The sequence below is a fragment of the Actinomycetota bacterium genome (genome assembly GCA_014360645.1).
Taxonomy (GTDB): Bacteria; Actinomycetota; Geothermincolia; order Geothermincolales; family RBG-13-55-18; genus Solincola_B.
Window position 1 is genome coordinate 261,254 of the sequence record JACIXD010000005.1, and the last position, 14,104, is coordinate 275,357.

Annotated in this window: 11 protein-coding genes; 9 read left to right on the forward strand and 2 right to left on the reverse strand. The window is 64.7% G+C overall.

Going from position 1 to position 14,104, the window contains the following annotated elements:
* Positions 1-165 precede the first annotated feature (165 nt).
* From H5T74_06530 to H5T74_06555, 6 genes are all read left to right on the forward strand, one after another.
* Positions 166-1,839, forward strand: a complete 1,674-nt coding sequence (locus tag H5T74_06530; GenBank protein ID MBC7230030.1) for an AMP-binding protein — start codon at positions 166-168, stop codon at positions 1,837-1,839.
* A 46-nt stretch (positions 1,840-1,885) separates the two neighbouring features.
* Positions 1,886-3,136 carry a thiolase family protein gene (locus tag H5T74_06535; GenBank protein MBC7230031.1) on the forward strand — a complete coding sequence of 417 codons (1,251 nt, stop codon included), beginning with the start codon at positions 1,886-1,888 and terminating at the stop codon, positions 3,134-3,136.
* A gap of 167 nt (positions 3,137-3,303) precedes the next feature.
* Positions 3,304-4,440: an acyl-CoA/acyl-ACP dehydrogenase gene (locus H5T74_06540; GenBank protein ID MBC7230032.1), complete on the forward strand. Its 1,137-nt coding sequence runs from the start codon at positions 3,304-3,306 to the stop codon at positions 4,438-4,440.
* Positions 4,441-4,458: 18 nt separating this feature from the next.
* The gene (locus H5T74_06545; GenBank protein ID MBC7230033.1) at positions 4,459-5,961 is read left to right on the forward strand and encodes an acyl-CoA/acyl-ACP dehydrogenase; all 1,503 of its coding nucleotides are present in this window, start codon (positions 4,459-4,461) and stop codon (positions 5,959-5,961) included.
* 316 nt (positions 5,962-6,277) lie between these two features.
* Positions 6,278-6,979 (forward strand): nitroreductase, encoded by a 702-nt coding sequence (locus H5T74_06550; GenBank protein ID MBC7230034.1) that lies wholly within the window; start codon positions 6,278-6,280, stop codon positions 6,977-6,979.
* A 19-nt stretch (positions 6,980-6,998) separates the two neighbouring features.
* A complete protein-coding gene (locus tag H5T74_06555; GenBank protein MBC7230035.1) occupies positions 6,999-7,331 on the forward strand; it encodes a 4Fe-4S binding protein in 333 nt (110 codons plus the stop codon).
* Positions 7,332-7,662: 331 nt separating this feature from the next.
* Here the strand turns inward: H5T74_06555 and H5T74_06560 are convergent, their stop codons facing one another.
* Entirely contained in the window at positions 7,663-8,766 is a 1,104-nt protein-coding gene (locus H5T74_06560; protein MBC7230036.1) for an SDR family oxidoreductase, read from the reverse strand.
* Between the two features lie 186 nt (positions 8,767-8,952).
* Here H5T74_06560 and H5T74_06565 point away from each other — a divergent pair, with 186 nt between their 5' ends.
* From H5T74_06565 to H5T74_06575, 3 genes are read left to right on the forward strand one after another with little or no spacing between them, the layout of a single operon-like run.
* Positions 8,953-9,813 carry an SDR family NAD(P)-dependent oxidoreductase gene (locus H5T74_06565; GenBank protein ID MBC7230037.1) on the forward strand — a complete coding sequence of 287 codons (861 nt, stop codon included), beginning with the start codon at positions 8,953-8,955 and terminating at the stop codon, positions 9,811-9,813.
* 56 nt (positions 9,814-9,869) lie between these two features.
* On the forward strand, positions 9,870-10,886 hold the full coding sequence (locus H5T74_06570; protein MBC7230038.1) for an enoyl-CoA hydratase/isomerase family protein: 1,017 nt from the start codon (positions 9,870-9,872) through the stop codon (positions 10,884-10,886).
* 9 nt (positions 10,887-10,895) lie between these two features.
* Complete coding sequence (locus H5T74_06575; GenBank protein ID MBC7230039.1) at positions 10,896-11,747, forward strand: SDR family NAD(P)-dependent oxidoreductase; 852 nt, start codon at positions 10,896-10,898, stop codon at positions 11,745-11,747.
* Positions 11,748-12,285: 538 nt separating this feature from the next.
* Here the strand turns inward: H5T74_06575 and H5T74_06580 are convergent.
* On the reverse strand, positions 12,286-13,458 hold the full coding sequence (locus H5T74_06580) for a thiolase family protein (protein MBC7230040.1): 1,173 nt from the start codon (positions 13,456-13,458) through the stop codon (positions 12,286-12,288).
* Between the last annotated feature and the right edge of the window lie 646 nt (positions 13,459-14,104).

Consider the following 14,104-nt stretch of genomic DNA (forward strand, 5'->3'; position numbering starts at 1 on the left):
GAAGGGACGCCGGGAAGACGGGGTGGCGAGGCGGGAAGAGGGAGAAACGAGGACGGGAGGAGCAAGAGATGCCCGAGGGAGAAGAAGGAACGAGGAGGTAAGGGTTACGCCATGAACGCCGAGGAGAGGAACATGTACCTGCGCTGGCTGTGGGTGGGCTGGCGAATGCTGCGCTCCGTGGCCATGTTCATCGCCGACGAGCGCAGGCGGGGGACGCTCAAGGAGAACCTCAGCAGCATCATAAAGGCTCGGTCGCTCTCCCTGGCGCGGGACATGTCTCACGCCGAGCTCCTGGAGGAGAAGGCGGCGAAGCTGCGCGACCGCCCCTTTCTCTACTTCAAGGACCAGGTGTTTAGCTACCGAGACATGGACCTCAACGCCAACCGCGTGGCCAATTTCCTGCGCGGACTGGGCGGGAGGCCGGGCAAGGGGCTGGCCATCATGATGAAGAATTCCCCGCGCTGGCTGGACGTCTTCTTCGGGCTGGAGAAACTGGGTATGTACGCGGTGCCGGTGAACGTGGCCCTGCGCGCCGACCAGCTCGCGCACGTGCTGGACAACTCCGATGCCTCCTACCTGGTCATCGACCACGACCTCCTGCCCTGGTACCTGGCGGTGGCGGAGAGGACGCCCAAGATCGAGAAGGTGGTGGTGAACGCCGAGGGAGCCCCGCCCGATTTCGAACTCCCCGCCGACATGGAAGACCTTTCCAGGTCATACGGGCCGGGGTCGGACCCCTCAACCCCGCCCGAGCGCTACAACCCCGATGACCTCTGCGTGATCATGTACACCTCGGGCACCACCGGGCTCCCCAAGGGGGTGGTCTACCGCTACAATTCCACCAACGTCAAGGCCATCTCCTTCATGGGGCACATGCTCACCGGCAGGAGGGACGTGGCCTATACCTGCTACCCCCTCTTCCACGCCAACGCCCTCTTCCTCACCGTCACCCCCGCCCTGCACTGCGAGGGCGCGGTGGCCCTGGGCGAGCGGTTCAGCGCCAGCCGCTTCTGGGACGAGGTGCGGCGCTATGGCGCCACCACCTTCAACGGCCTGGGGGCGGTGATGCCCATCCTCATGAAGCAGCCCGAGCGCCCGGATGACTCCGACAACAGGGTGCGCTTCGTGCTCTCCGCGGGCTGCCCCGCGGACATGTGGCGCGACTTCGAACGCCGCTTCGGGGTGCGCATCTTCGAGGGCTACGGGGCGGTGGACGGAGGGGGCGTGGTGCTGGTGAACTTCGGCACCGCTCCCGTGGGGTCTATGGGGAAGCCCCTGGGGGCGAAGTGCCGGGTCATCGACCCCGAGGGGAACGACGTGCCTCCGCACACCCCGGGCGAGCTCATCGCCTACGTGGGGCAACGCCCGGGCTCCGTGGAGTACTACAAGAACCCCGTGGCCACCAGCGACAAGATGCGCGACGGCTGGCTCTATACCGGGGACCTGGTCTACAAAGACGAGAAGGGCTACATCTACTTCGTGGGGCGCAACACCGAGTCCATGCGCGTCAAAGGCGAGAACGTCTCCGCCTACGAGGTGGAGCAGGCGGTGCTCAAGCACCCGGACATCCTGGAGTGCGCCGTGTACGCCGTCCCCTCCGAGCTGGCCGAGGACGAGATCATGGTCACCTTGGTGCCGGTGGAGGGGAAGACGGTGGACCCCGCCGCCCTGCCGGCATTCCTGTCGGAGCACCTGGCGAAGTTCGCCATCCCCAGGTATTACCGCGTAGTGCCCGAGCTCCCCAAGACGGAGACGCACCGCGTGATCAAGAAGAAGCTGGAGGAACTCGGGGTCACCGAGGACACTTACGACCGGGAAAAGGGGCGGGCCGGCGCCTGAGCCCGGCGGGCGGAACGCAGAGGCGGAGAGGTTAAGGTGGTAGATAATGGGTGACAATGTCTACATCCTCGGGTCGGGCATGATCCGGTTCAACCGCTATCCGGAGAAGACCATCAAGATGATGACCGCGGAGGCGGTGCGGGCGCTGTTCGAGGACGTGGCGGTGGATGCGAAGGACATCGAGGCGGCGTGGTTCTCGAACTCCGGCTGGGGCATGTCCCAGGGGCAGCACTGCATCCGTGGCCAGGTGGCGCTCTCGCCCTTGGGCATCCAGGGCATCCCCATCACCAACGTGGAGAACGCCTGTGCCGGGGCTTCCACCGCCCTGCACGCCGCCTGGACGGCGGTGAGGGCGGGGCTCTACGACCTGGTGCTGGCGGTGGGGGCGGAGAAGGTCTATTTCCCCGAGGACCGCAAGAAGATGATCGAGGGTTTCGCCTCGGGCGCGGACGTGGAGTTCGTGCAGGGGATCATCGCCGCCTTCCAGGCCGACGCCGCCAGGAAGGCCGCGGAGGCGGGGGCGGAGGGCACGGACAAGAAGAAGGACAAGGGGCATTCCGCCTTCATGGACATCTACGCCATGGGGGCGCGCATGCACATGAAGGCCTACGGCACCACACAGCGCCAGCTGGCAGTGATCGCCGCCAAGAACCACCACAACGGCTCCCTTAACCCCATGGCCCAGTACCAGATGGACATGACCGTGGAGGAGGTGCTCGAGGACTACCTTGTCGCCTACCCCCTGACGCGCGCCATGTGCGCGCCCATCGGCGACGGGGCGGCGGCGGCCCTCATCTGCTCCGAGCGCGCCCTCAAGCGCTACCCCGACACGAAGCCGGTGCGCATCCGCGCCTCGGTGCTGGTCTCGGGGTCCCTGCCGGACAGCGGGCTGGAGGGCATCGGAAAACGCGCGAGCCGGCGGGCTTACGAGGCGGCGGGCCTGGGACCCGAGGACATCGACGTGGCCGAGGTGCACGACGCCACCGCCTTCGGCGAGCTGCTGCAGTACGAGGAGATGGGGTTCTGCCCCGAGGGCGAGGGCGGCCCCTTCGCGGAGTCCGGGGCCACCTCCCTGGGAGGGAAGCTGCCCGTCAACACCAGCGGCGGCCTGGAGTGCCGGGGGCACCCCATCGGCGCATCCGGGCTGGCGCAGATATACGAGCTGGTCTTGCAGCTGAGGGGGGCGGCGGGGCCACGCCAGGTGGAGGGGGCGCGCATCGCCCTGGCCGAGAACGGCGGCGGCTTCATCGGCATGGGCGAGGCCGCCATGTGCGTGCACATCCTGGAACGCATCTAGACAAACGTGACGGAAGTCTGCATCGCGGAAGCGACCTTGCCGTAGGGGCAGCAATGTCCCGGCGCCCGGGCGGAGATGGAGCGAGCCCGTGGTGAGCGCAGCGAGTTTTGTGCTCGGCACGCTGACGGCGAGATAGTGTAGGTACGCGGGAGAAGGGGGTAGATGGCATGAAGGCTGAGGTGAGCGAAGAGCTCAGGATGCTCGACGGCATGGCCAGGGACTTCGCGGCCAGGGAGCTGGCGGAGGAGAGAGAGGAACACGACCGCTATCCCTACGCGCCCCTCTACGAGGACGTGCTGGCCAAGTCCCTGGAGGTGGGATTCTTTTCCATCATGCTGCCGGAGGAGGCGGGGGGTCTGGCGGAGCCGGTGACCGCCCTATGCCTGGTGCTGGACGAGATCTGCCGCGTCGACGCCAGTCTCGGAGGCGCGGTCTTCACCCAGGCCCTGTCACAGGAAGTCCTGCGGCAGGCCGGGGCATCGGACCTTTTGGCGCGGGACGCGGAGGGGGACGGGGACCTCTCGCACGCCCTCATCGCCTTCCCCTCCTACGACAACCCCTCGGAGGTGGGGAATAGCGCCCGGGCATCCCGCGCGGGAGAGGGATACGAGCTGTCAGGGAAGGTTGAATACGTGTCCCTGGGAGGCCTCGCCGCGCGCGCCCTTCTGCCGGCCCGCATGGAGGGCATGGAAGGATATTCCTATTTCATCGTGGACACCGGCGGCGAGGGCGTCTCCGCCTCCGAGCCCGTGCTCAGCCTGGGCATGCACGCCTGCCCCGCCGTGGACCTGTCCCTCACCGGCGCTTCCGCGCGGCTGGTCGGGGAGGAGGGGAAGGGAGGGGAGTATTTCGAGGCGGCGGCCGACCGCCTGAGCGTGGCCGCGGCGGCGGTGTGCGCGGGGATCATGAAGGGCTCCTTCGCCGACGCACTGGAATACTGCCGGCAGCGCGAGCAGGGGGGCAGGACCATCGTGGGCTGGTCCGAGGTGAGGATGATCCTCTCTTCCATGGCGGTGGCGTGCAGGACGGCGGACATGCTGGTGGAGTGCGCCGCCCGCGCCGTTGACCGCGGCGAGCCCGGATGGGAGCTGGCCTCGCGCGCAGCCGCCCTGCAGGTGCAGTCCCTGGCCCCGGAGGTGACCTCCAACGGCATCCAGCTCCTGGGAGGATACGGCTACATGAAGGATTACGGGCAGGAGAAGCGCTTCCGGGACGCCAAACAGGCGCAGTCGTTGCTGGGCATCACTCCCCTGCGGCGGCTGGAATACATCCGGCGCGTCATCGACGGGGAAGCGGCCTGGTAAGGAGAAGGGGGTAGAGCGATGTTCGAGGGAAGCAGGGCTTCGACGCTGTTGGAGCGGGATCCCCGCCTCGAGGACGTGATGTGCAGCCTGGACAGCGTGGGCAGGATGCCCGCCGGTATATCCGGGGAGATAAGGGAGGCGGTGGCCTTGGCCCGCCGTTTCAATGATACCGTGGCTAGGCCGTATGCCTTGGAGCTGGACCGGAAGATGACGGAGGACCCCGCCTACATCCCCTGGGACCTGGTGAAGGAGATCAACCGCTGGGGTTTCTACACCGCATGGATCCCCAAGATCTTCGGCGGCAAGGGATGGAACCTGGGTTCCATCACCCCGGTGGTGGAGGAGCTGTGCTCGGTATGCGCTGGCATCGGGAACCTCATCGGGGTGCAATACTTCGGCATCTCCATCCTTTTCGCGGGTTGGAACATGCGCATCATCGACAGGGTATGCCGCGAGGTGGTGGAGGGGGAGCGCACCGGAGAGCCCTGCCTGGTGGCGGGACTGGTCACTGAGCCGGGTGCGGGCACCGACGCTGAGGAGGTGGAACTCCTTTCCAGGGCCAAAGTCAGGTGTCATGCCCGCAGGGTGGAGGGTGGTTACGTTGTCAACGGCACCAAGGTCTTCATCTCCAACGGCCACGTGTCCACCTGGCACATGCTCATCGCCTACGAGGACCTGGAGCGGCCGGACGAGACCATGATCCTTTTCGCGGTGAGGAACGGCACCAGGGGCTTCTCCTTCGGCAGGATGGAGAAGAAGATGGGCCAGAAGGGGTGCCCCGCCAGCGAGATGATCTTCGAGGACTGTTTTATACCCGACGAGGACGTGTGCATAAGCGCCGCCCAGATGAAGGACATGAAGCGCAGCCCCAGGGGCACGGGCATGCAGCTCATCGATTTCGTGGTCTCCCTGACCCGCCCCGGGGTGGGGGCCATGGGGGCGGGAGTTGCCCGCGGCGCCTACGAGACGGCGTTGCGTTTCGCCCGCGAGACGGTGGTGGACGGCAGGCCCCTGGTCAATCACGAGTGGGCGCAGTGCCTGCTGGCGGAGATGTACGCCAACGCCGCCCTGGCGCGCCTCTCCTACATGGAGTGCAACCACATAAACGGGCTCTACGGTATGGCCTCTCTCCTCAACATCAAGCCTCTGTATTACTACATGCGGGCCGTGCCCACGGCGGTGTTGGACCGCGTGATGCCCGCGTTGAACGGCCTCGACGCAACTACCAGGATCTTCCGCAAAATAGTCATGGACGGACAGACGGACGAGGAGGCGCGCCGAGCCTCGGGGTGGGCCTCCCTCTCCAAATTCGCCGCCACCGATCTGGGGATCAAGAACTGCCAGCTGGCGGTGGAGTTCATGGGGCGGGCGGGGATAAGGCACGACGGTTGGGCGGAGAAGTTCCTGCGCGACTCCAAGCTGCTGCAGATCTACGAGGGGACCAACCAGCTCAACCGCCTCAACCTCTTCAAGTGCCTCATCGCCCCCTCCGTGCCCGAGGCGCGGGCGTTCGAGGATTGAAGGGGCTGGAGAGGGCTGGGCTTCGATATCGAGGGCTCGGCGCGGTGCGGCGGCGGAGAGCGGCATGCGCACGGAACGGCCGGTTTCCGATGAGAAGGAGAGGGTTTTCCTGTAGCCGGCAACCGGACGGACGGTGGACGGAAGGAGGAAAGGACAACGGAGACCCTCATGATGAAAAGCAAGTCGCTTGATATGGAAGGCACAGCCGGATGAAGACGATGAAAGGAAAGGGGGCAGGATGGTGGATACCCTGGACATGCAGATGGAGACCGGAAAGGAGAGCGAAGCGGCGGCTGAACCGCGAAAGCTGGGGGAGATGTACACCTGGCACGAGGGAATGCCCTGGAACCCCGTGGAGCGGGTCATCCTGGAGCGGCGCAGCGTGCGCAAGTACAAGGACAAACAGGTCCCGGAGAAGTTGGTGCGGCGTATCCTGGAGGCGGGCCGCTTCGCCCCCACCGCCGGGAACTCGCAACCGTGGCGCTTCGTGGTGGTCCGCGACCGCGAGATGATCGAGGAGATGGAGAAGTACGTACGCTTGCGCTGCCGCGTGCTCAAGTTCCTCCTCAACTGGCAGGAAAGCCCTCTGGGAAGGCTGGCGTGGCTCAATTCCCAGATAGGGGCGCGCCTGCTCCCCAATCTCATGCACCCCATACCTTTCGGTGCCATCAGCCTCATCGCCGACGGCAAGCTCATGCTCTTCCACGGCGCTCCCACGGTGATCCTCATCCTCATGGACAAGAGGGGAGCGGCCAAGCCCCAGGTGGACGTGGGCATCTGCGGGCAGAACATGGTGCTCGCCGCCCACAGCCTAGGGCTGGGTACCTGCTGGGTGGGCTTCGTAGAGGTGTTCAAGTTCGGAACCAGGTGGAAGAAGAAGCTGGGTATCGAGTGGCCATATGCGCTCGTGGAGGGCATCGCCCTGGGATACCCGGTGGGAAAGCCCGACGGCATGATCGAGCGAGAGCTGCAGGAGATCGACTGGTGGGAGGACGGCCGCAAGCGAATCGTCTTCTAAGGAAAGCGAGGGGTGGAGAATGGCTTTTCTCAGCTTGAAGGAAAGGATGACCATACCGACCTACGACGATCCCGCGCGGTGCACCTCGGGGAGGGTGATCATCGACCACGAGAAGTGCAACGGCTGCGGCAACTGCGCCCTGATATGCCCGGGAGCGAGCCTTTATGTCGCGGGGGTAGGAAAGGACCGCAAGGCCTACATGATCGAAAAGCCGGTGCCCGACTGCCTGTCCTGCAACGACTGCATGGCCATCTGCAAGCGCGGCGCCATCAAGGTCAGCGTGACCTATGACTTCGGGGGGTTCTACAAGGTGCTGCACCGGGGAGAGCTGTGCCCGCCGCGCAACTTCTAGGTAGGGAGCCCGGGTCTACGAATGCCGGATCTCCGGCAATGATTTGGCGCAGAGAGGGGGCCAGGAAGAGGAGCAAGGTTCCCGACAGCGGTTTCTCGACAAGGCGCTGACGGGATGCGGAGCACGGTACATGGGCGGCGGAGGGGCGTAAATCGGGGGTCAGACATTGCCGGTGAAAAAACAACCATATGTCTTGGGATTGCGGGGCATGGCATCTGAACGACGGAGGCGTCCGCTTCCTCGGCCTTTCTTCTTCGCGGGCTCCCCACAAGCCGGGGCAGATATCCCAGGCAGCCGTGGGTCGAAGATCGAAGATGTGACCCCATTCTGTTCAGATCTTGGGCTGCATGTCGGGGCGGTGCCGGTTGGCCAGCCACCAGCGGTAGAGGACCGGGTAATAATCCCGGATGCGCGGGCAGGAGATGCCCGTGCCCTCGAGCATCTCCAGGGTGTTGCTGGCGTCGAAGAGCCCCACGTGGTTCACGTAGGTCATGGAGTCGGGAGGGATCTTCACCAGCGCGAAGATGAAGCCGAGCCGAGTGGCCAGAAAATCCACCACGCGGGTGGGGATGGTCACCTTCGGCTTTCTCCCCACGGTGAGCTCGTAGATTGCCTCGAACATCTCGCGCGTGGTGGGAGGGTCCGGATCCACGACATGGAAACACCTGCCAATGGAGGCGGGATTGCGCGTGATGGCGGTCACCGCGTCGGCGATGTAGTCCACGGGCACGAAGTTGGGGCGCACCTTGCCCTCGCCAAGATACACTGGGGGGATCCTGAGCTTGCCGAGCATGCGCAGCACCCCGAAGGTGAGGTAGATGTTGTCGAACTTGTCCGTCTCCCCCGTCTTGGAGTCCCCCAACACCCCGGCGGGGCGTATGATGATGGCCGGGAGCCCTTCCTCCATGGCGCGGCGCACCTCCACCTCGCCCCAGAACTTGGTGGCGAAATAGTTGTTGATGAGCTCCTGTCCCGCCTCCAGCTCGTCCTCGTAGATGATGCCCTCGCGCTCGGCATGCACCACCACCGAGCTGAAGTGCACGAGGTGGGAGAGGTTGGGACAGGCCTTGCAGAACCTCACGATATGGCGCACTCCCCAGTAGTTGACCCTGCGGGCCAGCCCCTCGGGGACGAAGAGGTCGAAGGCCCCCGCCAGGTGCCACACCTCGGTGGTGCGCGCGGCCAGTGCTTCGTAGGTATCGTCAGCCAACCCGAGGCGCGGATCGGTGACGTCGCCGACCACGGTGGTCAAGCTGCCGGGCGCCGCCTTGCCCTCCGCCTCCAGGGCGGCGATGTCCTCCCTCGCCCGGGCGAGGAACTTCTCCTGCACCAGGAAGGTGAACTCGGCCGAGGGGTCGTCGGCGAGGATGCTGCGCACCTGCCAGCGACCGATGAATCCGGGATAGCCGGTGAAGAATATCTTCCTCCCACCCATGCTGCACACGCTCCTTCGGAATCCGTGGACCAGGCGGTCACCCATCGCGTTCGGGCCAGCGTTTCAAGCAAGCCATATTATTATAATCCCTTGACGGCCAAATGCGGACACCGCGGGATGCCGCGGTGTGCACCCCCCGGGGGCGCCCGCGATGAAGAGCCGTCCGTTAAAGAAGGAGGTCGCGGGATGAAGAGGAGTCCGGTATCGAAAGCGAGGGGCGAGGAATGGTTCGCCGGCAAGGTCGCCCTGGTGACCGGGGGCGCCTCCGGCTTGGGACGCGGCATCGCCCTGGCCCTGGCTCGCGCCGGCTGCGACCTGGTGCTGGTGGACATCAACGAGGAAGGTATGCGCGAGACGGCCTCGTTGATCGAGGGCGTTGGGAGGAGTTGCCTCATAAAAAAGGCGGACGTCTCCTCCCGCACGCAGATGGAGAGGCTGGCAGAGGAGGTCATCGCGGAGTGCGGCCGCGTTGACGTGCTGGTGAACAACGCCGGGGTGGGAGTGGGAGGGGAGCTTGCGAACATACCTCTGGACGATATCGAGTGGATCACCGGCATCAACCTAATGGGCGGTATCTACGGCACCCGCCTCTTCCTGCCCGGGATGATCGCGCGCGGGGAGGGTCACGTGGTCAACGTGGGCTCGCTCTCCAGCCTGGTGGTGCTCCCCTTCCATATCGCATATACCACCACCAAGTTCGGACTGGCGGGCTTTTCCGAGGCATTGTGGGCGGAGTGCCGTCGCCACGGCATCGGGGTGACCCTGGTATGCCCCGGGGCGGTGAGCACCAACATCGCGGCGGGGACGCGGGCCCACCCGGGCTGTGAGCGCCAGCGGGAGTTGACTGAGAGGTTCGAGCGCATGCTCGCGGAGAAGGGCATGGATCCGGGAGAGGCGGGGAGAAAGGTGGTCGAGGCGGTGGCCGCCGACCGCTTCCTGCTCATCCTCGGTCGCGAGGCTTACCTCCTCTATTACCTGCGCCGCCTCTTACCCGGGCTCATGCGCCGCGCGGTCGCGTCTCTCACCGCCCACGCTTCAAGTGAATGAATGGGGCCTCATCTTCGATCTTCGATCCGGGTGACCTGTTGCAAAGGAGCGTGAGCATGGCGTTTAGATATCTGAAGACGAGACATGTCGGGTACACCCTGTGGGTGGAGATGGTCAACCCACACGTCAACTTCCTCACCGTGGACATCCTGGAGGAGCTGTGGGACGTGGTGAAGGCGGTGGAGAAGGACGACTCGGTGCGGGTGCTGGTGCTCACCGGCGGCATCGAAGACACCTTCGTCATGCATTTCTCCATCCCCGAGCTGGCCCGCATCTGCGAGGAGAACAAGAGATCACCCATAGCCGGGATGGCCCGCTTTTCCCCGGGTAGGGCGGCGCTGGACGCCTTCCTCACCCTCAACAATGTCCTTATGGACCGCTTCCCCTTCCTGGAGGAGGCCAACCTCCGGTTCGCCAGGGCGCTCAAGGGGCGCATGTTCACCCTCATCCTCTGGCTGCAGATGACGCGCCTCTACCGCGCCGTCGAGCGCCTGAACAAGGTGACGGTGGCGGCCATCAACGGCTACTGCAACGGCGGGGGCACGGAGTTCGCCGCCTGCTTCGATTTCCGCTTCATGGTCGGCGACCAGGGCTTCACCATCGGCCAGCCCGAGGTGCTTATAGGCATCATCCCCGGCGGCGGCGGCTCCCAGAGGTGGCCACGCCTCATCGGTAAGGCGAGGGCACTGGAGTGGATGCTCAAGGGCAGCCAGCTCGAGCCGGAGGAGGCCAGGGAGATGGGCGTCCTCACCGGCGTCTTCCCCAAAGCGGAGTTCGAGGCCCGGGTGCAGGAGTTCTGCGACCTCATGGCCAGGCGGCCTCCCGTGGCGGTGCACGCGGTGAAGAGGGCCGTACACGACGGCGCGGACACCTTCCTCTCCCGCGGCATCATCATAGAGATGCTGCAGAGCCTGCGTGTCTTCGACACCCGCGACGCGGAGAGGGCCATGGGGGATTACGCGCGCCTGCTCTCGGAGAGGGTGGACGTGCCGGCGGAGCGACGCATGGACGAGAGGGAGCTCCTGGAGCTCATGTACGAGGAACGCTTCACGGCGGGGTTCGAGGGAAGATAGGAGGAAGGGATGAAAAGGCTGGACGGCAAGAGGGTGGTGATCACCGGGGCGGCATCGGGGCTGGGCCGCGCCATGGCGGTGGCGCTGGGGCGGAGGGGCTGCCGCGTGGGAGTGGTGGACATCGACCTGGAGGGGGCCGAGGAGACCCTGAGGAAGGTCAACGAAGCCGGGGGCAGCGGCGAGGTCTACGAGCTGGACGTGCGGGTGGCCGTGGACTGGGGGGCCATGGCCGAGCACTTCTTCTCATCATGGGGAGGCGTGGACCTGTTGGTGAACAACGCGGGCGTGGCCTGCACGGGTTACGTTGGCGACATACCCCTGGAGGACTGGGAGTGGATCTTCTCCGTCAACTTCTGGGGGATGCTCTACGGCTGCCATTTCTTCCTGCCGCGCATGAAGAGGCAGGGCCACGGCCACATCCTCAACGTGGCCTCCGCGGCGGGTATCTTCAACCTCCTGGAGATGTCGCCCTACAACGCCACCAAGGCGGCGGTCATCTCCCTCACCGAGACCCTCAAGGGAGAGCTGTCTCCGGAGGGCATCGGGGTGACCGTGCTCTGCCCCATGTTCTTCAACACCAACCTCCTCAGCACCATGCGCTACACCGACGAGTTCGAGCCGGAGTTCGCCCGCACCACCTTCGAGCACGCGCGCATGACCGCGGACGAGGTGGCGGAGGCGGCCATCAGGGCGGTGGAGAGAGGAAAGCTGTACTGCATCCCCCAGCTCTCGGGCAGGTTGTACTGGCTTTTGAAGCGCCTCAATCCGAGCGTTTTCCAGGGAGCCGTGGCCTTCGGCAACCGCTACCCGCGGGGCAAGAAGCTATTCATGTGGATGGCCCGCAAAGGCCTCCTCCAGTAATGGGGTCAGCCCCGGACATGGGACATCTTGCTCTATTAGCCGACATACCCGACCCTCCGGTGGCGAGGTATCGCCTCCCCGGCATCGCAGACGCATATGGCCGGACGCCGGCGGGGCGTGAGGACGCGAGGGCTGAAAAATGAGGTTCGGGTTGAACGCCCGGGACCTTGAGGAGCTGAAGCCCGCGGACGACAAGTGACCACTCCAACCGTTCTTTGAAGAAAATCTTGTTGCTGGTCGCGGTGTTTGAATCCCGCGAATGACTACTTGATCATTCCAACCGCTTTCAGTGAATATGCTGTGGTAATAAATGGTATTCGGAACCCACGGATGCACGCGCGACCCATCCGAGTGCAGGTTCGGATCCTGGCGAATATAGGGAAACCCGGTATACGAACAGATGCCTGTATCGAGAAGATGACGGCTCAGATGCGTGCCCCCCGAGGTTCACCGCACGCTCCTGGCGACGGTTGATAAAGTAAAGCGAAGGGGGCGGGCCGATGCCCGCCCCCGACTCACTTCCCGGTCTTGACGGTGACTACACCCTCTCCCACAGGGTGGCGTTACCGTTGCCGAAGCCGCCGCAGAGGGTGGCTACCCCGTACTTGGCGTCGGCGAAATCCGTCTTCATGATGTTGTTCAGGGTGATGACGATGCGGCATCCGGACTCCCCCAGGGGATGACCCAGCGCCAGCGCGCCGCCCCACACGTTGATGTTGTCGAAGGGGGCGTTGTGGCCGATACCCAGCTCTCGGATGACCGCCAGGGACTGGGTTCCGAAGGCCTCGTTGAGCTCCCAGACCCCGATGTCATTGACCGTGAGGCCCTTGCGCGCCAGCAGCTTCCGCACCGCAGGCACGGGCCCGATTCCCATGATGGTGGGATCGCAGCCCGCCATCACGCCGCCCGCGTACTTGATGGTGTAGGAGAGGCCCAGCTCGTCGGCCTTCTCACGGCTCATGAAAAGGGCGGCGCAGGCGCCGGTGGTGAGGGGGGAGCTGATGGCCGCGGTGACCACGCCGTCGGGGCGGAAGGCCGGTGCCATCTGCGCCATCTGCTCCAGGCTGGGGTTGTCCCTTATCCACTGGTCGCGGTCGCACATGAACTCGTTGCCGCTCTCGTCAAGCGCCTTCACCGGCACGATCTCGTTCTTGAACTTGCCGGCGTCGCGGGCCGCCGCCGCCTTGAGGTGGCTGTGGTACGCCATGAGCTCGGCGTCCTCACGGGAGATGTTATAGACCTGGGCGATCTTCTCCGCCGTGGGGCCCATGGGGAGCTCGGCCGGGTTGTAGTACTCGGCGATGCGCGGGGGGAAGTCCATGCCCATGGCCATGGGCACGTTCATCATGTCCTCCACCCCGGAGGCGATGAAGATGTCCCCCTCGCCGGCCATGATGGCGCGGCAGGCGTGCTCGATGCAGGACATCCCCGAAGGGCACTGCTGGTTCACGCCGTTGGTGGGCACGCTGTCCGGCAGGCCTGAGGCTAGCCACCCCAGGCGGGCTATGTCGTTCTGCATGCCGGTCTGGTTGGCGGTGCCGCAGAAGACCGCCTCCACGTCCTCGGGCTTCACCTGGGGGTTGCGCTCGAAGAGCGCCTTGTAAACGTAGGTGAGCAGCTCATCCGGACGCAGGTGCCTGGCCCAACCCTTCTCCGCGTGGGCCCTGAAGTTGGGGGTCCTTACCCCATCGACCAGGACGGCTTCTTTGATCTCTGCCATGTCTGATCTACCTCGCTTTCCGCTTTACTGCCGGGCTTTCCGCAAGCCCCGGTCAACTTCCGCCCTCCTATGGTTACCAAGAGGTAGCGATATTATAACAGATTCCCACAACCCCGAGGTGGGGTCACATCTTCGATCTTCGATGCGGGTTTACGTCTTGGAGGTAGGGTCGCGTCTTCGACATTCGATCGTCGCGTCAGATGCCGGGACATCATCTCGGGGGTTCGCCGCCCGGGTCCACGAATGACCTACAGATCATCAAATTGTTGCGAGGATTTAAGGCTCCAAGCCGCGACCCCCGAATGGTTATAAACGATCCATCCAAACACCTCTTTTTATGAGGATCCATGCTCTAGGCCGCGACCCACGGAGGGGTGGTCCCGAGGTTGAATCGGAACTTCCGAGCTGATTTTAAACTGAGTTCAGTAAAACTCCAGCAAGAGCCGGAGACATGATCGTTTACTCAGCCCGCCTTCTTAGCAACCCCGATTGCATCTATGGAGATGGGAGGGGATAGCTTCAAGGCATCCAGGATCTCCTTCTGCTCTGGATCGGGGCGCGCCGCAAGCTCGAAGGAGTAGTCCCCACAGGTCAAGGGGATCACCTGTAGACGATCCAGGCTGCGGATCGCGTGCTC